This is a genomic window from Kribbella sp. NPDC049584, from assembly GCF_040675555.1.
Lineage (GTDB): Bacteria > Actinomycetota > Actinomycetes > Propionibacteriales > Kribbellaceae > Kribbella.
Genome location: NZ_JBFAPF010000006.1, coordinates 130,269 through 147,902 on the forward strand (window position 1 = coordinate 130,269; position 17,634 = coordinate 147,902).

Annotated in this window: 24 protein-coding genes and 1 pseudogene; 14 read left to right on the forward strand and 11 right to left on the reverse strand. The window is 68.2% G+C overall.

Annotated features, from left to right (window positions below; all coding sequences use genetic code 11):
* Positions 1 to 9 precede the first annotated feature (9 nt).
* The 4 genes from AB0J62_RS21900 (at position 10) to AB0J62_RS21915 (ending at position 2,688) form a co-directional block, all read left to right on the forward strand.
* Positions 10 to 1,257 carry a hypothetical protein gene (locus tag AB0J62_RS21900; RefSeq protein ID WP_363873876.1) on the forward strand — a complete coding sequence of 416 codons (1,248 nt, stop codon included), beginning with the start codon at positions 10 to 12 and terminating at the stop codon, positions 1,255 to 1,257.
* On the forward strand, positions 1,257 to 1,733 hold the full coding sequence (locus AB0J62_RS21905; RefSeq protein WP_363873879.1) for a hypothetical protein: 477 nt from the start codon (positions 1,257 to 1,259) through the stop codon (positions 1,731 to 1,733). Before AB0J62_RS21900 ends, AB0J62_RS21905 begins: the two co-directional genes overlap by 1 nt.
* Positions 1,734 to 1,942: 209 nt before the next feature.
* The gene (locus AB0J62_RS21910; protein WP_363873882.1) at positions 1,943 to 2,188 is read left to right on the forward strand and encodes a hypothetical protein; all 246 of its coding nucleotides are present in this window, start codon (positions 1,943 to 1,945) and stop codon (positions 2,186 to 2,188) included.
* The gene (locus AB0J62_RS21915; protein ID WP_363873885.1) at positions 2,185 to 2,688 is read left to right on the forward strand and encodes a hypothetical protein; all 504 of its coding nucleotides are present in this window, start codon (positions 2,185 to 2,187) and stop codon (positions 2,686 to 2,688) included. Before AB0J62_RS21910 ends, AB0J62_RS21915 begins: the two co-directional genes overlap by 4 nt.
* A 190-nt stretch (positions 2,689 to 2,878) precedes the next feature.
* Here the strand turns inward: AB0J62_RS21915 and AB0J62_RS21920 are convergent, their stop codons facing one another.
* On the reverse strand, positions 2,879 to 3,190 hold the full coding sequence (locus AB0J62_RS21920; protein ID WP_363873888.1) for a hypothetical protein: 312 nt from the start codon (positions 3,188 to 3,190) through the stop codon (positions 2,879 to 2,881).
* A 182-nt stretch (positions 3,191 to 3,372) separates the two neighbouring features.
* On the opposite strand from AB0J62_RS21920, the gene AB0J62_RS21925 reads away from it, so the two are divergent.
* Together AB0J62_RS21925 and AB0J62_RS21930 are read left to right on the forward strand one after the other, a co-directional pair.
* Positions 3,373 to 4,362 carry an oxidoreductase gene (locus AB0J62_RS21925; RefSeq protein WP_363873891.1) on the forward strand — a complete coding sequence of 330 codons (990 nt, stop codon included), beginning with the start codon at positions 3,373 to 3,375 and terminating at the stop codon, positions 4,360 to 4,362.
* An 11-nt stretch (positions 4,363 to 4,373) separates the two neighbouring features.
* Entirely contained in the window at positions 4,374 to 4,865 is a 492-nt protein-coding gene (locus tag AB0J62_RS21930; RefSeq protein WP_363873894.1) for a metallophosphoesterase, read from the forward strand.
* A 90-nt stretch (positions 4,866 to 4,955) separates the two neighbouring features.
* Here the strand turns inward: AB0J62_RS21930 and AB0J62_RS21935 are convergent, their stop codons facing one another.
* Positions 4,956 to 5,111 carry a hypothetical protein gene (locus AB0J62_RS21935; protein ID WP_165546543.1) on the reverse strand — a complete coding sequence of 52 codons (156 nt, stop codon included), beginning with the start codon at positions 5,109 to 5,111 and terminating at the stop codon, positions 4,956 to 4,958.
* 18 nt (positions 5,112 to 5,129) lie between these two features.
* Here AB0J62_RS21935 and AB0J62_RS21940 point away from each other — a divergent pair, with 18 nt between their 5' ends.
* Positions 5,130 to 5,765 carry a hypothetical protein gene (locus tag AB0J62_RS21940; RefSeq protein WP_363873898.1) on the forward strand — a complete coding sequence of 212 codons (636 nt, stop codon included), beginning with the start codon at positions 5,130 to 5,132 and terminating at the stop codon, positions 5,763 to 5,765.
* A gap of 99 nt (positions 5,766 to 5,864) precedes the next feature.
* Positions 5,865 to 7,106: an exonuclease domain-containing protein gene (locus tag AB0J62_RS21945; protein WP_363873901.1), complete on the forward strand. Its 1,242-nt coding sequence runs from the start codon at positions 5,865 to 5,867 to the stop codon at positions 7,104 to 7,106.
* Between the two features lie 623 nt (positions 7,107 to 7,729).
* Here AB0J62_RS21945 and AB0J62_RS21950 read toward each other — a convergent pair.
* From AB0J62_RS21950 to AB0J62_RS21970, 5 genes are all read right to left on the reverse strand, one after another.
* Positions 7,730 to 8,248 carry a phosphoribosyltransferase family protein gene (locus AB0J62_RS21950; RefSeq protein WP_363873904.1) on the reverse strand — a complete coding sequence of 173 codons (519 nt, stop codon included), beginning with the start codon at positions 8,246 to 8,248 and terminating at the stop codon, positions 7,730 to 7,732.
* A gap of 60 nt (positions 8,249 to 8,308) precedes the next feature.
* The gene (locus AB0J62_RS21955) at positions 8,309 to 8,701 is read right to left on the reverse strand and encodes a hypothetical protein (RefSeq protein WP_363873907.1); all 393 of its coding nucleotides are present in this window, start codon (positions 8,699 to 8,701) and stop codon (positions 8,309 to 8,311) included.
* A 267-nt stretch (positions 8,702 to 8,968) separates the two neighbouring features.
* Positions 8,969 to 9,223 carry a hypothetical protein gene (locus tag AB0J62_RS21960; protein WP_363873910.1) on the reverse strand — a complete coding sequence of 85 codons (255 nt, stop codon included), beginning with the start codon at positions 9,221 to 9,223 and terminating at the stop codon, positions 8,969 to 8,971.
* Positions 9,224 to 9,286: 63 nt separating this feature from the next.
* Positions 9,287 to 9,775 carry an FBP domain-containing protein gene (locus tag AB0J62_RS21965; RefSeq protein WP_363873913.1) on the reverse strand — a complete coding sequence of 163 codons (489 nt, stop codon included), beginning with the start codon at positions 9,773 to 9,775 and terminating at the stop codon, positions 9,287 to 9,289.
* An 87-nt stretch (positions 9,776 to 9,862) separates the two neighbouring features.
* Entirely contained in the window at positions 9,863 to 10,252 is a 390-nt protein-coding gene (locus AB0J62_RS21970; protein WP_363873916.1) for a hypothetical protein, read from the reverse strand.
* Positions 10,253 to 10,400: 148 nt separating this feature from the next.
* On the opposite strand from AB0J62_RS21970, the gene AB0J62_RS21975 reads away from it, so the two are divergent.
* Positions 10,401 to 10,952, forward strand: coding sequence for a YceI family protein (locus AB0J62_RS21975; protein WP_363873919.1), 552 nt, complete (start codon positions 10,401 to 10,403; stop codon positions 10,950 to 10,952).
* 86 nt (positions 10,953 to 11,038) lie between these two features.
* On the opposite strand, the gene AB0J62_RS21980 is transcribed toward AB0J62_RS21975, so the two are convergent.
* The 3 genes from AB0J62_RS21980 to AB0J62_RS21990 form a co-directional block, all read right to left on the reverse strand.
* Positions 11,039 to 11,524 (reverse strand): hypothetical protein, encoded by a 486-nt coding sequence (locus tag AB0J62_RS21980; protein WP_363873922.1) that lies wholly within the window; start codon positions 11,522 to 11,524, stop codon positions 11,039 to 11,041.
* A 102-nt stretch (positions 11,525 to 11,626) separates the two neighbouring features.
* Positions 11,627 to 12,169, reverse strand: coding sequence for a hypothetical protein (locus tag AB0J62_RS21985; RefSeq protein ID WP_363873925.1), 543 nt, complete (start codon positions 12,167 to 12,169; stop codon positions 11,627 to 11,629).
* A gap of 252 nt (positions 12,170 to 12,421) precedes the next feature.
* On the reverse strand, positions 12,422 to 12,544 hold the full coding sequence (locus AB0J62_RS21990; RefSeq protein WP_363873928.1) for a hypothetical protein: 123 nt from the start codon (positions 12,542 to 12,544) through the stop codon (positions 12,422 to 12,424).
* 50 nt (positions 12,545 to 12,594) lie between these two features.
* On the opposite strand from AB0J62_RS21990, the gene AB0J62_RS21995 reads away from it, so the two are divergent.
* The 4 genes from AB0J62_RS21995 to AB0J62_RS22010 are packed head-to-tail and all read left to right on the forward strand — an operon-like array spanning position 12,595 to position 15,315.
* Positions 12,595 to 13,089, forward strand: coding sequence for a hypothetical protein (locus AB0J62_RS21995; protein WP_363873931.1), 495 nt, complete (start codon positions 12,595 to 12,597; stop codon positions 13,087 to 13,089).
* A 28-nt stretch (positions 13,090 to 13,117) separates the two neighbouring features.
* Positions 13,118 to 14,314, forward strand: a complete 1,197-nt coding sequence (locus AB0J62_RS22000; RefSeq protein ID WP_363873934.1) for a sensor histidine kinase — start codon at positions 13,118 to 13,120, stop codon at positions 14,312 to 14,314.
* Positions 14,304 to 14,954 (forward strand): response regulator transcription factor, encoded by a 651-nt coding sequence (locus tag AB0J62_RS22005; protein WP_363874694.1) that lies wholly within the window; start codon positions 14,304 to 14,306, stop codon positions 14,952 to 14,954. The genes AB0J62_RS22000 and AB0J62_RS22005 overlap by 11 nt, the downstream gene beginning before the upstream one ends.
* A gap of 4 nt (positions 14,955 to 14,958) precedes the next feature.
* Positions 14,959 to 15,315 carry an MmcQ/YjbR family DNA-binding protein gene (locus AB0J62_RS22010; RefSeq protein WP_363873937.1) on the forward strand — a complete coding sequence of 119 codons (357 nt, stop codon included), beginning with the start codon at positions 14,959 to 14,961 and terminating at the stop codon, positions 15,313 to 15,315.
* On the opposite strand, the gene AB0J62_RS22015 is transcribed toward AB0J62_RS22010, so the two are convergent.
* Positions 15,312 to 15,977, reverse strand: coding sequence for a maleylpyruvate isomerase N-terminal domain-containing protein (locus AB0J62_RS22015; protein ID WP_363873940.1), 666 nt, complete (start codon positions 15,975 to 15,977; stop codon positions 15,312 to 15,314). The two genes, AB0J62_RS22010 and AB0J62_RS22015, sit on opposite strands and share 4 nt — an antisense overlap.
* Before the next feature lie 271 nt (positions 15,978 to 16,248).
* Between AB0J62_RS22015 and AB0J62_RS22020 the strand changes: the two are divergent.
* A pseudogene (locus AB0J62_RS22020) lies at positions 16,249 to 17,627 on the forward strand (fused MFS/spermidine synthase).
* The last annotated feature ends 7 nt before the right edge of the window (positions 17,628 to 17,634 follow it).

The window sequence follows — 17,634 nt, forward strand, 5'->3', positions numbered from 1 at the left end:
GGCGCCGGGATGCCGTCGGAGCTGCAGCGGGTCGCCCGCGGTCTGGTCGATTGCTTCGACGAGATCCCGCGCGTGGTCGAGCAGTTGCAGCGCACCGCCGTACGCTGCCGGGAGAACGCGCAACTCGCCCTGATCGCGTCGCGCGGCCAGGCGACCGTCGCCGCCCAGCAACTGGACGCCGCGGCACGAGCCTGCGAGGCCGCCGCCCACTACCTGTCGATGGCACCCCCGAAGGCCCGGGGCTGGGCCGAAGGCCTGGTCGGTACGGCGGGCCCGTCGACGAACCGTCCGTCCTCGGACTCCGCGGACCGCAACAAGACCACCGGCGGCGCCGGCGACCTGGACTCCCTGGGCCGGACCAAACGCCTGACCTTCAGCTACGAAGACCTGGAAGTTGCCGACGACAACGAACCGCCGCTGGTCACCGTGGCCCGCAAAGCCTTCGAGCAATACCGCAAGGCTCACGGGAAGGACGACGAGAACCAGCGCGACGACGAGCCGCTCGAGGTAGAGATCACCATCACCGAAACCGGCGAGATCGAGTTTGACCAACGCGACGACAAGAAAGACCAGAAGCGCAACGAGCACCTCCTCGACGACTTCGAAATCGAAGTAGACCTCACCGAACCAGTCAAAGCCCTCCTGGCCTCCATGGCCGCCACCGCAGACCGCGAATGGCAACACGCCACCCTCACCATCACCGTCGACGAGATAACAGCCACCTTCGACTACCCCGACGAACCCAGGCGCCAACCGATCATCGTCAACATCGAACTCCCCGAACTGCCCTGGCTCGACTTCGACCCTGCCCTGGATCTCCACCCGATCGGCAGCGACTTCGCTCCTGGTGTGAGCGATCCCGCGAATCGCTTCGAACCGAAGGAACGCGAGCTCGCGGATTTCCTCGGACAGCAGGGCTGGCGAATAGACGCTCGCCCGGAGGATCACACAGTTCAGGGCCGGAAGAACCCGGACGCGACTCTGCGACGGAGCGGAGCCGAGAACGGCGTGATCGTCGAGTTCAAGACGCTGGATCGGGCTTCGCTTTCGGCGGTGAAGCGCAACATCAACGAAGCCTGCGATCAGGTCGGTGCTGCCGGAGAGGTCTTCATCGACGGCCGGAAGGTATTGCTCGACGAGGCCATGGCCTTGAGAGGATTTCGGAAGGCCTGCGGCCAGCCCGGCAAGTCGGTCGATGCCTTGGTTCATGTCATTCTCGGTGACGGCCGAATGGTCACCATGCGGAAGGAGCTGTGATGTCGACGAGCGACAACGTGTTTGTGGCTACTGGTGAGACGGCTGCGGAGGCCGCCGCCTGGCTCGCCGGCGTGCTCGAGCTCGAGGCCGTCGCGGATGGCGGACTCAACGCGGATGAGTACCTGTTCCGGCGCTCGGCTCGGTCGGCTCCGGGCACGGTGGCAGTTCTGGTTCGTCCGAACGGATTCGTCCTGGCCGATCCGGACCCGGACGAGATCCAGGCGCTCGACCGGTACCCGATCGACCTGAGCGTCTGGCTCATAGGCACGAAGGACGAGGAGTGGCAGCTCCACGAAACCGAGTCGATCTTCAGCGATCTCGTCGCAGCACGGCCCGACGTACCCGCATTGTTGGTGCACAACCTCGACACCCTCGTGTCAGCCCACCTTCCCGGTGTCGGAACCCACACCTTCGACCCATTGATCACGCCCGACGCCGAAGACCTCCCAACCTGGCGGCCGTGGGTCGTCGACTGACGCATGCGGGACTACGTCGACTGCGGGTGGTCCGAGGTGGCTGCCCACGGGCGGGCAGATTTTTCTTGGGAATCGCGTCATGAACTGCTGAGAGGCTCGTCACTACCTGTGAACCCATCCCCACAGGGAAGTGGAAGTGATTGACGTGAAGGGTTTTGTTGCGAGGTCGCTGATGGGAAACGGCTCGACTCGGTGTCGGGTGCATTGAGATGGCTGACGGTGGTGATCCTCACCCGGGTGCGGCCCGGGTGGAGCGGCGGCGGGTGCGTGTCTGGTTCGGGGACCATGTGGTTGCCGACTACCGGGCCGAGGCCGAGCTGGCCGAGCGGTACGCCGCGGCCATGTCGCGCAGGTTCGCCGGGTTGCGGGTGACCAGCGACCCGGTGCCGGACCAGGATCCCGGTCCGGAGCGGAAGTTGCCGGGGGAACGGCTCTGGGAGGTTGCGCCGAAATGAGTTCCCGTCGTTTTCGCTTGATCCGTCATCAGGACGTCTCCGGTGTCAGCGGCACCGGACCCGTCGCCGAAGGCGTGCAGTTCACGGACGGAGCCGTCGCGCTGCGCTGGTACGGCGACTATCCGACCACGACCGTGTGGGACGGCATCGATTCCGTCATCGCCATCCACGGCCACGGCGGGGCCACCGAGGTCGAGTGGCTGGACCCGGAACGGGGTCCCGACCCAGACCTGAAGCTGCCGCCCCGCGAGTCCCTACCACCCCGGCCCTGGCCGGATCTGCACTCGACACCCGAGCCCCAGGACCCCGATCCGCTCCACCCCGATAGCGATCTCGCCGGCGAGCTCCGCAGCGATGGCGGCACTGATCTCGGCACTGATCGCAGCACGGATCTCGGCGGGGATCGCGGCACGGACCGGGGCTTCGGACCCGAGGGCGTGTTCCGCAAGCGCGGCGCCGCGCCGCCGTCCGAGTGGACGTCGTACCGAGTCTTTCGCTGACCAATCAGCCATCCGCAGAACGGGTCCGGCGCCGCGGACCCGAGCTGCCCTCAGCGCGCGTCGGTGCCGTATCCCCTCCCGGCACCGGTCGTGGCCCAGGTACGGCGTGCGCCTCGGCGAGGTGGCGTACGCCGTACCCGGACGCGGTACCGGCCCAGGCGGACTCGCGATACGCCTGGACCGGCACCGGTCAGTGGTACTTCATCTCCTCCACCAGGTCGAGGTTGTAGAACGTGCCGGGGCCGTCGCAGAGCTCCATCATCCGCGCCGAGAACTCGGTGGTGTCGGCCCGCTCGGAGTTCGCCATCGCGTCCTCGTACGAGTCGAATTCGACGATCGCGAAGTACCGTCCGGGCTCGTCCCGGTCGGCGCAGGTGATGCCGCGGACCGGCGTGGGCCCGTCGTCCGCGGCTTCGCGTTTGGCGCCGTAGTCGTCCATCAGCGCCTTGATCTCCTCCGGCTTCGACGTCCGGTACTCGATGATCTGAACGAAACCAGCCATCTCTTCCCCCTGTGGTCTGACACTCACCCCTGGGTGTCTTCTTCGACAGTGCGCCCGGATCGCCTGCGTGGCAAGGCCCGAACGCTTACGGTGACCTGACGCGGGTAGGGCGATCACGCGCCGTTTCTGCCGTCGGCAGAGGTGTCTGGGTTTTGTCGGTCGGGCCTGATTGGCTTGCCCGCATGGAGATTCTGATCCTCGGTGGTACGGCGTGGCTCGGTCGCGAGATCGCTGCGCAAGCGGTCGCACGCGGTCATTCGGTGACGTGCGTGGCACGTGGCGAGAGTGGAGCGGTCGCGGACGGCGCGACGTTGATCGCGGCCGATCGCAGTCGCCCGGATGCGTACGACGCTGTGCCGCCGCGGGACTGGGACGCCGTGTTCGAGGTGTCGTGGCAGCCAGGTTTCGTGCGGGGTGCTCTGGCCGCCTTCGGCGCACGGGCGAAGCATTGGACGTATGTGTCGTCGGTGAACGCCTACGCGAAGTACGACACGCCGGGGGCGGATGAGACCGCCGTACTGCGGGAGCCGACCGAGCTAGACGTGGTGGAGCGGGAGTTGTACGGCGAGGCGAAGGTCGCGTGTGAGCTCGCGTCGCGGGAGGCGGTGGGGGATCGGCTCGTGATCGCCCGCGCCGGGTTGATCGGCGGGCCGGGGGACCGCAGCGACCGCTCGGGAGCGTGGGTGGCGCGGGCGGCGCATGCGCCGGAGGAGCCCATGCTGGTGCCGGACACGCCCGACCTGGCGACGTCGGTGATCGATGTGCGGGATCTAGCCGGCTGGCTGCTGGACAACGCGACAGAGGGGCGGACAGGGACGTTCGACACGCGCGGTCCGGTGGTCCCGTTCGGCGAGTGGATCGAGCTGGCGCGTGAGGTCGGCGGTCACACCGGTCCGGTCGTGCTCGCGCCGCGGGAGTGGTTGGAGGAGCAGAAGGTCGAGCAGTACATGGGGCCGGAGTCGCTGGCGATGTGGTTGACCGAGCCTGGGTACGAGGGCTGGTCGTCGCGGAGCGGTGCGGCGGCGGCTGCGGCCGGCCTGACACATCGGCCGCGCCGGGAGTTCCTGGTGGATGCGCTCGCGTGGGAGCGGGAGCTCGGCCTGGACCGGGAGCGACGCGCGGGGCTGAGCCCGGCGAAGGAGAAGGAGTTGATCGAGTCACTGAACGCGTAGAGAGTGGGCGCATGCGCCTGGTGCTGATCTCGGACACTCACCTGCCGGTTCGGGCGAAGAAGCTGCCGGAGCCGGTCTGGGAGGCGATCGAGCGTGCCGACGTGGTCATCCATGCGGGCGATTGGGTGAGCGTCGGATTGCTGGACGAGTTGGAGTCTCGTGCCACCCGGCTCATCGGGTGCTGGGGCAACAATGACGGGCCTGAGTTGCGGGCGCGGTTGCCTGGGGTCGCGCGCGTGACCCTTGACGGCTTGTCGGTCGCCGTGGTGCATGAGACCGGTTCGGCCAAGGGGCGTGAGGCGCGCTGCGAAGCGGCGTACCCGGGGGTTGATCTGCTCGTGTTCGGCCACAGTCACATCCCGTGGGACACGACGAGCCCGGGCGGGTTGCGGCTGCTGAACCCGGGGTCGCCGACCGATCGGCGCAAGCAGCCGTACTGCACGTACCAGACCGCGACGATCGCCGCCGGCCGGCTGGAAGACGTTGCCCTCCACAACCTTTAAAGGTTGCGTGCTGCAACGAATTCGACCGGGCAGGCGAGATCAGCGCCGTACCACCGAGTTACGGCGTGTCCGGCCTGCCCGGTCGACAGGTCAGGCGTTCGCTGCTTCCTTGACCCGCGTCTTGAGGCGGTCACGCACCTCTTCCGGCGTGTAGGCGCGGCGCTTCCGCTCGCCCCGCGCGATGACTACGCCCGTTGCGGCCACGCCGACGAGCCCCGCAAGTCCTACCACCTTCCATACCTTCATGACGACTAACCTAGCGACGTGAACAGCCGGATTTCACTGGATGACGCTACGGAACTGACACGAACAGGTGACATTTGGCTGTTCCGCGGCGACAGCGCGGCGGATCGCGCTATCCAACTGACCACGAACAGCCCGGTCAACCACGTCGGGATGGCGGTCGTCATCGAGGACCTCCCGCCGCTGATGTGGCACGCGGAGCTCGGCCGTTCGCTGCCGGACATGTGGACCGGCCAGCATCAGCGCGGCGCTCAGCTGCACAATCTGCGCGACGCCGTACTGGTGTGGGCGCGCAAGTACGGTCAGCAGGCCTGGCTGCGGCAGCTCGATCATCCCGTCACCCGGGAGATGGAGGACGCCGTACTGCGGACGGTGGCGCGGCTGGACGGTACGCCGTTCCCGTCGACGGCACGCCTCGCGTCGAGGTGGGTGCGCGGTCGCGTCCCGGCGTTCCGTCGCGGGTCGCGTGAGCTCGAGCTGGAGTCGGCGTACTGCGCAGAGGTGGTCGCGGTGACATACGAGGAGATGGGGTTGCTGCGGGGCCGGAAGCTGAACTGGTACGACCCGGGCCGGTTCTGGAGCGGTGATGAACTCCAATTGGCGCACGGAGCGCGGCTGGGCGAAGAGATCGAGGTCGAGATTCCCGCCGAGGCCTGAGCCGTCGACGCCTGACCCGGCGATGTTTGAGCCGGCGGAAACTGTCGGCGGCGTGTGATTGGGTTGTTCCAGTCGGTCATCGAGCCGGAGGAGGCCCGGATGTATGCGGTCATCGACACTGAGACGACCGGCCTGCTGCCGAGCCATCGGCATCGGGTCATCGAGATCGCGGTCGTGCTGCTGGACGCCCGCGGGCAGGTCGAGCACGAGTGGGTTACGTTGCTCAATCCCCAGCGAGACTTGGGGCCGCAGCACATCCACGGGATTCTGACCGCCGACGTGCTGGCAGCTCCGGAGTTCGGGGATATCGCTCGGCAGTTAGGAGATCTGCTCGCCGGGCGGATGGTTGTCGGGCACAACGTCGAGTTCGATCTCGGATTCCTGCGTGCGGAGTTCGCGCGTCTCGGTGTCACCGTGCCGCTGATCACCGAGCGGTCGATGTGCACGATGGCGCTGGCCGGCTATCTCTATCCGGGCGCGAAGCGGACGCTCGGTGCTTGCTGCACAGCAGCAGGCATCTCGATCGAGGGCTGGCACTCGGCGATGGCCGACACGCGAGCGACCGCTGAGCTGTTTTCCCATTATCTGAAGGCTTTTCCGTCACCGCCGCCATGGCAGTGGGCCTATGAAGAGGTGCGCCGCTTGCCCTGGCCGGCATTGCCGGGGACCGACGTCGCGCCGACCGTTCGTCCGGTGCACGCCGGTGGACGTCATGGCTGGATGAGCCGCCTCGTCGACCAGCTGCCACGGGTGCCGGAGCCACCTCAGGCCGACTCATACCTTGTGCTGCTCGACACGATCCTCGCCAACGGGGAGATCACGGCAGCGGATGCGGATCAGTTGGTGCAGGTGGCAACCGAGTTGGGGCTCACCCGTCCGCAGGTCGACAGTCTGCATCGCTGGTATGTCGCCGCGCTCGCGACGGCGTCCTGGGGCGACGGGACGATCACCCCCGACCAGCGCAACGATGTCGACCGGGTCGCCGTCATGCTCGGCCGTCGCCCGACCGACGTCGACGAGGCACTGCTCCGCGCCAGCGGCGGGCGCTACGTCGTACCCGATCGTCCTGGGGCGCGCGGGTTTCCCCCGGGAAGCACGATGGTCTTCACCGGCGACATGGTCGAACCCCGCGAGGTGTGGTGGGACCGCGCGGTCGCGGCAGGATTCGTTCCCCAGGAGGCAGTCCGCCCCGAGACGACATTCCTGGTAGCCGCCGACGTCGACAGCCTGTCGGTAAAGGCTCGCGCAGCCCGGGAATTCAACGTCCCAATCATCTCCGTAGACGACTTCCGCAGACTCATCCCAACAACCGCCCCCAACCCCGAACGCAAGGCCGGCTAACCACAATCCCGAGCGCAGGGCCGACTGAACACAAGCCCGAGCGCCGGGCCGGCTGAGCAGAAGCGCGGGCATTCGGCCGGCTCAGCGTCAGTCGTGGGAACACAAGGCAGGGTGACGTCAGGCGGGGGAGCGCATGGCGGAGTGTGCGTCAGGCGGGGTGAGCGCAACGCGGGGAGAGCGCAAGCGGGGTGAGCGCCGAGCCGGCTGAGCGCAAGGCCGAGCGCAAGGCCGGGCGAGTGTCAGGCCGGATGGGCACAAGGCGGGTTGAGTACAGGCCGGGGGAGCGCCAGGCGGGGCGAGCGCAGGCTGGATGAGGGTGAGGCCGGGTGAGTGTCGGGCGGGACGGACGCCGGGGAGGGTGGGCGTCAGGCCGGGGAGCGCCAGGCGCGGTGTGCACAGGCCGGGCGAGTGTCACGCGAGGTGAGCGCCGGGCCGGCTGAGCTCAAGGCCGGATGAGCTCAAGGCCGGATGAGCTCAAGGCCGGATGAGCTCAAGGCCGGATGAGCATAGGACCGGGTGACTGTACAGCGGGTGAGCGCAAGCCAGGTGAGGATCAGACGGGGTCAGCGCAGGGCCGCGTGAGCATCAGGCTGTAAGGCAGGTGAGAGCTGCCCGGGTGAGGGTCAGGCGGTTAGGTGTTCCGGGCTTAGTAGGGCGTGGAGCGTTAGGCCAGCGTCGGTGAGTGGGGCGGGCGTGGTGGGGTTGCGGTTGATGACGCAGAGTGCGTCGGCGATGGTCGCGCCGAGAGCGCGGAGATCGTTGGTCGACAGAACGATCTGGCCCCCAGTGGTGACGACGTCCTCGACGATCGTGACGCGGCGTCCCTCGATGTCGGCGCCCTCGGCCAGGCGACGGGTCCCGTACGCCTTCGCTTCCTTGCGGACGAACGCGCAGGGCAGCCCGGTGTGGCGACCCAGTGCGGTCACGACCGGTATGCCGCCCATCTCCAGTCCGGCCAGCACCTCAGTGCCCTCCGGGATCAGTGGGACCATCGCCGCGGTCACCTCGTCCAGCAGCACCGGATCGGCCTCGAACCGGTACTTGTCGAAGTACTCCGTCGTCGTCTGCCCGGACCGGAGGACAAACTCCCCAGTCAAGTGAGCCGTCGCGTAGATCCGCCGCCCAAGTTCCTCTAGCTGCACACCCCGCACCCTAACCACAGCCCCACCAACCGGCGGGGGACGGTCCGGCGTACGGCGTGGTCAACCGGCGGGCGGCGGTCCGGCGTACGGCGTCGTGAACCGGCGGGGGACGGTCCGGCGTACGGCGTGGTCAACCGGCGGGCGGCGGTCCGGCGTACGGCGTCGTGAACCGGCGGGGGACGGTCCGGCGTACGGCGTGGTCAACCGGCGGGCGATGGTCCGGCGTACGGCTCGGTCAACCGGCGTACGGCGTGGTGGACCGGCGGGGGACGGTCCGGCGTACGGCGTGGTGAACCGGCGGGCGGCGGCTCGGCGTACGTCCCGGTCAACCGGCGACCAACTGTCCGGCGACCGCCCGATCAACCGGCGGGCGGAGGCTCGGCGTACTGGCCGATCAACCGGGGCGACGGCCCACGAACCAGCCGACCAACCGTCCGGCGACGGCTCCGCCACCGCTTGACCAACCAACCGCCGGGCGACGCCCACGACCGCCGCGACCATCCGGCGAGGCCTGATGACCGCCTGCCGAACCGTCGGATGAACCGTCCGGCGACCGCTCCATCAACCGTCCGGCGATGGCCCCAGGACCGGTCCGACCAGGCGCCGGGCCAACCAGCCGGCGACCACCCGACGGTCATCCCACCAACCATCCCGACGACTATCCGACCAACTCGCCCGGCGACCGCCCCACGGCCGTGTGGCTCGTTGGTGGTGAGGGGGTCAGTCTTCGTCGGGGATGGGTTCTATTTCGAAGCGGAGTTGTTTGCCGGAGCGGATGCGTTCTATGGCGGACAGGCAGGCGGGTTCGCTCATCTGGACGCCGATTTCGGCGAGTTTGTGGCGGAGGACGCGGGCGGCGTCCTCGGCGGAGCGGGCGCTGGACTCGTTGATCGCCTCGATGGTGGTGGCGGTGAGCTTCTCGCGGATGTCCGGGTGTGTCCGGTGGATCTCGTGCGTGATGCGGAACTCGGTCATCGCGACTCGCTCTCCCTTGTCCTCTGCGGGCCGATAGTGGGACCAGCGTAGTGTCCCAGGACCTCAGCTGAGCACGCGTCGGACGAAACTCTCCAAGCGGTTTGTGAGTCGCTCTGCGCGGACCTCCGGTGTAGCGGTCTCGCCCTGGGGCAGGTCGAGCTCGCGCAGGCCGCGGATGTACAGCGAGCAGGCGAGGTCGGCGCACATGTACATGCCGACCGTGTTCCCCTCGCGGCCGGCCGAACCAGCCCGGCGGGCGGCGAACAATGCGACGTCACTGACGTGGTGCGCGGTGTTGCACAGGTCGCACAGTCCGGCGAATCGGCGCGCGGCGCCGGAGGTCTGGGTGCTGACCGCGATCCCGGTCACCCCGCCGTCACGCCGCACCACCAGGTAGCCCCGGTTCGGCGCCTTGGCGTCGCGCCAGCCGAGGAAGTCCAGCGACTCCCAGGGCAGCTCGCTGAACCGCGACGGCAGCGCGATCGCCTTCACCTGGCTCTTGGTCGAATTGACGAACGAGCGCCTGATCTCGTCGGCGCTGAGCGGTTCCACGACGGTCCTCCAGTTTCTCCGGCCACCTATGAGACCCGCTGCCACCGACCCGCCGCAACCGATTAACTCTGTTGCTCGGGGCAACAGTCAGCTATCGGCGTACGACGTGGTCCGGGTCTCGTCGTGGTTGCGGAGGTCGACGCCGAAGTCGACCGATGCCTTCAGCCGCAGCAGGAGCGAGACCACCTCCGCGCCGTCGGCGGGGTCGCTCGAGCTGAGCGTGAGTTCGGTCCCGCCCGTCTCGCCGGCGGCGAGCGCGAACGTGAGCGTGCGGCCGAAGTACTGCAGGCGGTAGAGCTCGTCCTGCACGGCCTCCTCAACGCGGCACTCCGCGGTGCGCCTGTCGGCGAGTACGAACGAGATCACCCCGCCCGATTCCGGCGCCGACGTGGCCCAGAAACGCTCCCGGCCGAGCGACGTACTCACGGCGCGGTAGACGTCGTTCGGCCCCGACGCGCAGAAGATCTTCCGCTCCACCGAACCCCCACTCTCCCGTCGATCGCGTCCATTCTCCGACCTCGACAGGTCCACGAGATGAACACGCCGGGTGGGGGGTGGACTTCTGAGCGTCAAAGGTGAAATCTGTACTGTGAAAAGTTCAACTAGTCCTCTGGAGGAATCCGCGATGTCCAACGAGTACGCCGCATTGACCGGCGACTACACGCTCGACGCGGCGCACACCCGGATCGGGTTCAGCGCCCGGCACGCGATGGTGACGAAGGTCCGCGGTGCGTTCGACGAGTTCGAGGGCTCGTTCCACATCGACGGCGAGAACCCGGCGAACTCGTCCGGCACGGTGACGATCCAGGCCAAGAGCATCAACACCCGCAACGGGCAGCGCGACGAGCACCTGCGCAGCAATGACTTCCTCGCGATGGACGAGCACCCGGAGATCACCTTCGTGTCGACCGCGGTCAAGCCCAGCGGCGACGGCGAGTTCGTGGTGTCGGGCGACCTGACGATCCGTGGCGTCACCAAGCCGGTCGACGTGACGTTCGAGTACACCGGCGCGGCGACCGACCCGTTCGGCAACCAGCGCGTCGGCCTCGAGGGCTCGGTCGTGATCAACCGCAAGGACTTCGGCGTCAGCTGGAACGCGGCCCTCGAGGGTGGCGGCGTGCTGGTCAGCGAAAAGGTCACCCTGGAGCTCGAGGTCTCGGCGATCAAGAACGCCTGATCCCCTCACGGGAGGTCGCAGCCGGGACTTCGCGGTACCGCAGTTCGCACGTGGGTGTCGCCCGTTGGCGGCACCCACGGCTGCGTTCAGGGGTGGCGACTCGTCTGGTGCAGGAGGGATTCGACGGCCTCGCGGAGTTCGGTGTCGTGGTGCGGTCCGGACCAGACGACGATGCGGCCCTTGTCGCCGAGCTTGGTGGTGACCAGGTCGCGAGCCGGTGTCGGGTCACCCTGATTGAGCAGTACGACGAGACGCCGGCCGTCGCGTTGCAGGCGATCGAGCAGCGGCGGGAGCGTGGACCCATGGAACAGCCCGGGGTCGCTCTTCACCTTGGTCTCGATCATCACGCCGCGGCCGCGCACGACCAGCAGGAAGTCCGCGCGGTCCCGGGTGAATTCGCGATCGTGATAGATCCGCGCCTTCGGCCACAGGCGTTGCAGCGCCGCGTCGACCTCGTCGTCGTACTGGACGGCGAGACGACTGACGCGGGAACTCGTCCGCCGGAAGGACTCCGGCGTACGACGGCCGCCGCACCACGTCGGTAGCCAATTTCGGAAACTCGTGTCGATCATCGGTGGACCCCAGACATACCCAGCCGGCACTTGCTGGTGAGTCTTCCCGCCGGCGGCAAGCGGAATCCAAGGGGCGCGCGATCGTGACCGCACTGGGACGAATCAGCAGGCGTTCGGCGTGGTGGTGCCGCCGTCGACGATCCAGCCGGACTGCTGGGGGAGGACGCGCATCTGGTCCAGCCAGCGGGTCGGGGTGGTGTTGGGGAGGACGGAGTGGCCGCGGGAGTTGACCGTGCGGGCCGCGGACGTGTCGTAGCAGGCGCTGACGATGACACCGTTCGACGCGATGGTCCGCTGCGCCCACAAGACCTTCGTGGCTCCTGTGTTGTGCAGTTTCTTGGTCCGGAAGTACTTCGCTTGGGCGCTGATCGCCTGGTACATCTTCGGCGTCATCACCTGCTGCAGGGCCGCTGTCTTCCCGCCGCCGCTGCGCATCATCGCGTCGAGCGCGATCCGGTACGCGTAATAGGCGTTGACCACCGGGTCGTCGGAGCCGGCCGCCGCGGCCGCCTGGTCGGTGAGACTCGGGCGGGCCGCCTTCTGCGCGGCAGGTGCCGCGTTGGCGACGCCGGCGTCGGTGCCGCAGCCGGGGACGAGCAAAACCGGGATCAGCGTGGCGGCCACCGCCAGGTTCCGCATGCGCATGGTGTCCAGTACCTCCTGTTGGGCGCGGCCTCGCCGCTCGTGCCTCGGGCAGCCCAGCGAGCCGTGTACGCCGTCCGGCACTGACCGTGTAACGTCGTCGCACGCATCGTGGTCACTGTGACCTAGATCACAGACACCCCCTACCCGGGTACTGCTCAGCGGTTGGCTCCCGGGCTGGATGTGCCGGGAGCGTCCGATTTCTAGCCTCTATCTCAGGACCTGAGACTCGAGGAGACACGATGACGGACACAGTCAGCCGCCACAGAGCGGACGCAGAACCGCCGGACGGCAGTGCGCGGCGGCCGGCAAGCCCGCCGGCCCGATCGTCCGCCCGATCGTCGGCCCGATCGTCGGCCCGATCGCTGGCAAGGTCATGGGCAAGGTCACTGGGAAGGTCGCTGGCGTACGACGCAGTGCTGGCGCCGGTGAGTGCGCAGACGCTGGCGGATGCGATGCTCGGAGAACCGCAGACCGCCGGCCGGCGCTGGCGCAGGCTGGCGGCATACCGTCTTGGCTGGCGCGGTCTGATCGGCACCGGCCGGGTCGGCGAGCCCACGGCCGGGGTCGTGTTCGGGTACGGGCTGCTCAGCGCGCTGCTCGGGCTGATGAGCTGGTTCCTGATGCTGCTGGTGGTCATGGCTGTGGTGCGCGGGCCGTTCTGGGGCTTCGTCGACCATGGCCCGATCGAGCCCGGCACGTGGGGCGGCCCGACCCGGGCCGGTGCGTGGACGGCTCACGGGCTCATCGCCGTACCGTGCGTCGTCGCGTTCCTGTTCGCGCTGCGGGGGATCGCCGCGCTGCAGGCCCAGCTGGTCCGGCCGCTGTACGGACTGCCGACCCGCAAGTGGGTGCTTCCGGCAACTATCGTGCTGGCGGCCGCGAGCCTGGCGTTCTTCTGGTCGTGGATCGAACAACTGTGAATCGAGCACCTGTGAGTAGGGTCCAACCGTGAACACATGGCCGCGCGGGCGGTGGGGGTGGGCTGCGGCGCTCGGGGTCGCGGCGCTGCTCGTCCTGACGGTCATGGATCTCGGGCAGCACTACGAGGTGCAACTCGGCGCGGTGCTGGCGCTCGCGATGGCGCGGGCGCTGGCTTTGGGCCTGGCGTGGCTGCGGCCCCGGGTCGCGTTGCTGGTCTCGCTCATCACGACAGCCATCACTGCGGCGGTGACGACGCCGGTGAGCTCGAGCGAACCGTGGCCATGGGGTACGACGGCGGCGTTCGGTCACGCGTTCGTCATCGCGATCGCGGGCGCCCGCGGGCTCGGCCGGCGTGAGCAGCTCGCTTGGTGGGTGGCGACGCAGGCCGTGGGCGTGGTCGCCGTCGAACTGGCACCGGACCGCGGCAGTTGGCGCGGTCTGATCACCATGGCGATCCTCTCGGCCGTGGCGATCGTGGTGGGCGACTTGATCCACACCCGCGGTCAGACGAGCAGGCGGCTGGCCGAGCAGGAGACCATCACCAAGGCCGAGCGCGCCGAGCGGGAGCGCCTGCAGGAGCGCGCCCGGATCGCACGCGAGTTGCACGACGTCGTGGCGCACCACCTGTCCGTCGTCGTCGTTCGCGCGGACAGTGCGCCGCACCGGCTGGCCGACGTACCGGAGGACGTCCGGGAGGAGTTCACCGAGATCGCCAAGGCCGCACGTGTCTCGCTGACGGAGATGCGTCGAGTACTGCGGCTGCTGCGCGAACCGGTCGAGCAACCACCGATGGGGGAGCTGGGCCCGCAGCCTGGACTGGCGGACCTCGCCGACCTCGTCGAGAGCACGCGCCGGGCTGGTGCGGAGGTGCGGCTGACAGGTGAGGTAGCAACCGGCTTCGACCAGACCGTTGAGTTGACGGCGTACCGAGTTGTGCAGGAGGCGCTGAGCAACGCAGTGCGGCACGCACCGCACGCAGCAGTGGAAGTGTCGGTCAAGCGGAGCGGTGACGAGCTCGAGGTCACCGTGCACAACACGAAACCGCCCGGCAGCCCGACGCCGGTGCCGGGGAGTGGTCATGGGCTGACGGGAATGCGGGAGCGGGTGGCACTCGTGGAGGGGACAGTGAGCGCTGCGCCGACCGCTGAGGGCGGTTATCTGGTGCAGGCGATCATTCCGGTCGGACAGGAGGTGGCGAGTGGCGATCACGGTCATGGTGGTTGACGACCAGGAGATGGTGCGGGCCGGGTTCAGCGCGCTGCTGGACGCGCAGCCGGATCTTCAGGTTGTCGGACAAGCTGGCGACGGCGCCCAGGCGGTCGCGCTGGCTGCCGAGCTGAAACCGGACGTGATCCTGATGGATGTGCGCATGCCGGTCCTCGACGGTCTCGCCGCAACCCGACGCATCCTTGCCGGCTCGACGCCGGGCGAGCCGCCGCGGGTCGTGATGCTGACGACGTTCGATCTCGACGACTACGTGTACGCCGCACTTCGGGCCGGTGCGAGCGGGTTCTTGCTGAAGCACTCCACTCCTGACGAGCTGGCCGCCGCGGTGCGGGTTGTGGCCGCCGGTGATGCGCTGCTCGCTCCGTCCGTCACCCGTCGGCTCGTGGAGGACTTCGCGCGGGTGCAACCCGTCGTACCGACCACTCCGGTGCAGCTGACGCCGCGGGAGACCGACGTACTGCGGCTGGTTGCTCGCGGACTCTCCAACCGGCAGATCGCTGACGAGCTGGTGCTGGCCGAGCAGACGGTGAAGACGCATGTCAGCAACATCCTGACCAAGCTGGACCTGCGAGACCGTGCCCAGGCGGTCGTCTACGCCTATGAGGCAGGCGTGGTGACCCCAGGTCCGCGACACTAGGGCGATGGACGTTCTCGAACGCGTACGCGGCCTGTGCTTGGCGATGCCCGAGGCGACCGAGCGGCCGAGTCACGGTGAGCCGACCTGGTTCGTGCGCGACAAGAAGGTGTTCGTCATGTACGCCGACCACCACCACGACGACCGCCTCGGCGTGTGGATGGCAGCGCCGCCCGGCGTACAGGAGGCGCTCGTCGCCGAGGACCCGGAGCACTTCTACCGGCCGCCGTACGTCGGTCACCGGGGCTGGCTCGGGGTCTACCTGGACATAGACGTCGACTGGGAACACTTCGAGGACCTGGTTGAGAACGCGTTCCGCCAGATCGCACCCAAGACTCTGATCGCCCGGCTGGACGAGGTCTAATCGTTCAACGGCACTGACGTCTGCGGGAGGCTGGCGAGCTTCTTGCTCCAAGTGGTGGCGTGCTCAGGTGAGTCCCAGTCCCAGTCGGTGATCTGTGTGGTGCTCCGGCGGCCGAAGACCGCCCGGAAGAGTTCGTACGAGCCGGTGTGGGCCACAGCGGTCGGACCGTCAGAGTTGACCGAGTAGGTGCCGTCCGGCGTGATGACGGTCAGTGGGCCAGGCTCGTCGAGCATCCAGTCCAGCGTGGCCAGCCAGAGCTCAGTGGGCGGCCGTCCGCTACCGATGGCTCCGTGCAGATCGGCTTCGTGGACTGCAGCGTCGACGTACGGGTTGCAGACCAGCGGGTGCGAGGTGGTGCCTTCGATGATCAGCTTCTCCAGTAGCGGTCCGACGGTCGCCCACTCGTCCAGCACCTCCGCGATCGGCAGGTTGCGACGCATCTCGACCTGTACTGCGGTCCACGGCGGACGTGGTGCACCGATGACGTTTCCGACCACGAAGTCGGCCGCCACACCAGTGAGGTGCGAGACCAGACTGTGCACGCTCCACTGCGGGCAGGCGGGCACCTGTCGATCCAGGTCCTCCAGGCTCAGGTCGCGGACCGCATCTGCCATCCGTTCGCGCCCTGCGTGGTACAGCTCGGCACTTCTCGTCGCGTCCATCACGTCTACATTGCACCGATAGGGTGACGCGATGGGCAAGGGCGAAGCGAGGCCGTGTCTGGTAATCCGGCGCCTACTGCGCGGCACTCGGTGCGGCACCTCGCCGCACGGGACCGAAGGCCACGATGCTCCGCATCGAGACCTTCGCTCCCGCGCGCCGATGCACCGCACCGAGCACCTGCTCGCTACGGCGCCGGATCACCAGACACGACCTAGTCCGGTCGGTCAGAAGCTGGCGATTGCACTGGCGTTCGGGAGCTCCGCTGCCGTGATGGTGCTCGAGCTCGTGTCGCTCAGGCTGGTCGCGCCGTACATCGGACTGACGCTCGAGACGAACACCGCGGTCATCGGAGTCGCGCTGGCTGCGATCGCGACCGGTGCCGCCCTCGGCGGCAAGTTCGCCGACGTGGTGCCGCCGCAGCGGACGCTCGGGCCGCTGATCCTGTTCGGTGGCGCACTGGTGATGTTGATCCTCCCGGTGGTGAGGTGGACCGGTCAGGCGCTCGCCAACGACATGGTGTTCCTCGTACTCGCCGTCACGCTCTTCGCGCCCGCCTCACTGCTGGCTGCCGTCACGCCGATGGTGACCAGCTGCGGCTATCCACTCTGGAGCAGACCGGCACTGTCGTCGGCAGACTGTCCGCGTACGCGACCGTCGGTGGCATCGTCGGGACTGTGCTCACCGGGTTCGTTTTCGTCGCCACCGTCCCGATCAGCACGATCATTCTGACGCTGGGCGCCGCGCTGGTGGTTGTCGGTGCCGCACTGACGTTCCTGCTGCGTGGTGTGCAAGCAGCGGTGAAGCCGGTCGCTCTGGCGGTCATCGGTGCCACGCTGACCGTCGTCGCGCCACGGCCGTGCGAGGTCGAGACGGCGTACCACTGTGCCCGCGTGGTCGCAGACCCCGGCCGTGAGGGTGGTCGGACGCTGTATCTAGACCAGCTCCGGCACTCGTACGTCGACTTGGACGATCCGACCTATCTGGAGTTCGAGTACATCAAGAACTTCGCTGCGGCGATCAACGGCAGCTGGCCCGAGCACCGTCCGCTCGACGTGCTGCACGTGGGCGGTGGCGGGCTGACGATGCCGCGGTACCTGACAGCGACCCGCCCCGGTAGCAAGCACCAGGTGTACGAGATCGACCCGGCTGTGGTGGAGCTCGACAAGAAGGAGCTCGGCGTACAGACCGGACCGGACCTGGCGGTCACGGTGCAGGACGGCCGGCTCGGCGTACGCGACGAGGCGACGGACAGCCGGGACCTGGTCCTGATGGATGCGTTCAGCGGGCAGTCCGTTCCATGGCACCTCACCACCCGCGAGCTGATCACCGACGTACGCCGTGTGCTGCGGCCGGACGGGCTCTACCTGATCAACGTCATCGACCACGGACCGGCCGGCTTCGCGAGGGCTGAGGTCAGGACGCTGCAGGCTGTCTTCCCGTACGTCGGGCTGATCGTGCGTGAGAGCGGAAGCGGCGGGAACTTCGTCCTGATTGCGTCCGACCGGCCACTCGACGTACCCGCGATCTCCGCACGACTGCAGCCGGGGATGGAGCTCCAGGACAACCCGACAGCGTTCGCCGGGAACGCACCGGTGCTCACCGACGACTACGCGCCTGTAGACCAGTTGCTCACGCCGTACGGTCAGTGAGGCTCTT

Coding starts and splice junctions, on each gene's coding strand:
- AB0J62_RS21925 (WP_363873891.1), top strand. CDS start 3,373: ATGGAGATTCTGATCCTCGGTGGTACGGCGTGGCTCGGTCGCGAGATC.
- AB0J62_RS21905 (WP_363873879.1), top strand. CDS start 1,257: ATGTCGACGAGCGACAACGTGTTTGTGGCTACTGGTGAGACGGCTGCG.
- AB0J62_RS21910 (WP_363873882.1), top strand. CDS start 1,943: ATGGCTGACGGTGGTGATCCTCACCCGGGTGCGGCCCGGGTGGAGCGG.
- AB0J62_RS21930 (WP_363873894.1), top strand. CDS start 4,374: ATGCGCCTGGTGCTGATCTCGGACACTCACCTGCCGGTTCGGGCGAAG.
- AB0J62_RS21900 (WP_363873876.1), top strand. CDS start 10: ATGCCGTCGGAGCTGCAGCGGGTCGCCCGCGGTCTGGTCGATTGCTTC.
- AB0J62_RS21985 (WP_363873925.1), bottom strand. CDS start 12,169: ATGCGCATGCGGAACCTGGCGGTGGCCGCCACGCTGATCCCGGTTTTG.
- AB0J62_RS21935 (WP_165546543.1), bottom strand. CDS start 5,111: ATGAAGGTATGGAAGGTGGTAGGACTTGCGGGGCTCGTCGGCGTGGCC.
- AB0J62_RS22010 (WP_363873937.1), top strand. CDS start 14,959: ATGGACGTTCTCGAACGCGTACGCGGCCTGTGCTTGGCGATGCCCGAG.
- AB0J62_RS21960 (WP_363873910.1), bottom strand. CDS start 9,223: ATGACCGAGTTCCGCATCACGCACGAGATCCACCGGACACACCCGGAC.
- AB0J62_RS21920 (WP_363873888.1), bottom strand. CDS start 3,190: ATGGCTGGTTTCGTTCAGATCATCGAGTACCGGACGTCGAAGCCGGAG.
- AB0J62_RS21915 (WP_363873885.1), top strand. CDS start 2,185: ATGAGTTCCCGTCGTTTTCGCTTGATCCGTCATCAGGACGTCTCCGGT.
- AB0J62_RS21990 (WP_363873928.1), bottom strand. CDS start 12,544: ATGACCTTGCCAGCGATCGGGCCGACGATCGGGCCGACGATCGGGCGG.
- AB0J62_RS21975 (WP_363873919.1), top strand. CDS start 10,401: ATGTCCAACGAGTACGCCGCATTGACCGGCGACTACACGCTCGACGCG.
- AB0J62_RS22005 (WP_363874694.1), top strand. CDS start 14,304: ATGGTGGTTGACGACCAGGAGATGGTGCGGGCCGGGTTCAGCGCGCTG.
- AB0J62_RS21980 (WP_363873922.1), bottom strand. CDS start 11,524: ATGATCGACACGAGTTTCCGAAATTGGCTACCGACGTGGTGCGGCGGC.
- AB0J62_RS21945 (WP_363873901.1), top strand. CDS start 5,865: ATGTATGCGGTCATCGACACTGAGACGACCGGCCTGCTGCCGAGCCAT.
- AB0J62_RS22015 (WP_363873940.1), bottom strand. CDS start 15,977: ATGGACGCGACGAGAAGTGCCGAGCTGTACCACGCAGGGCGCGAACGG.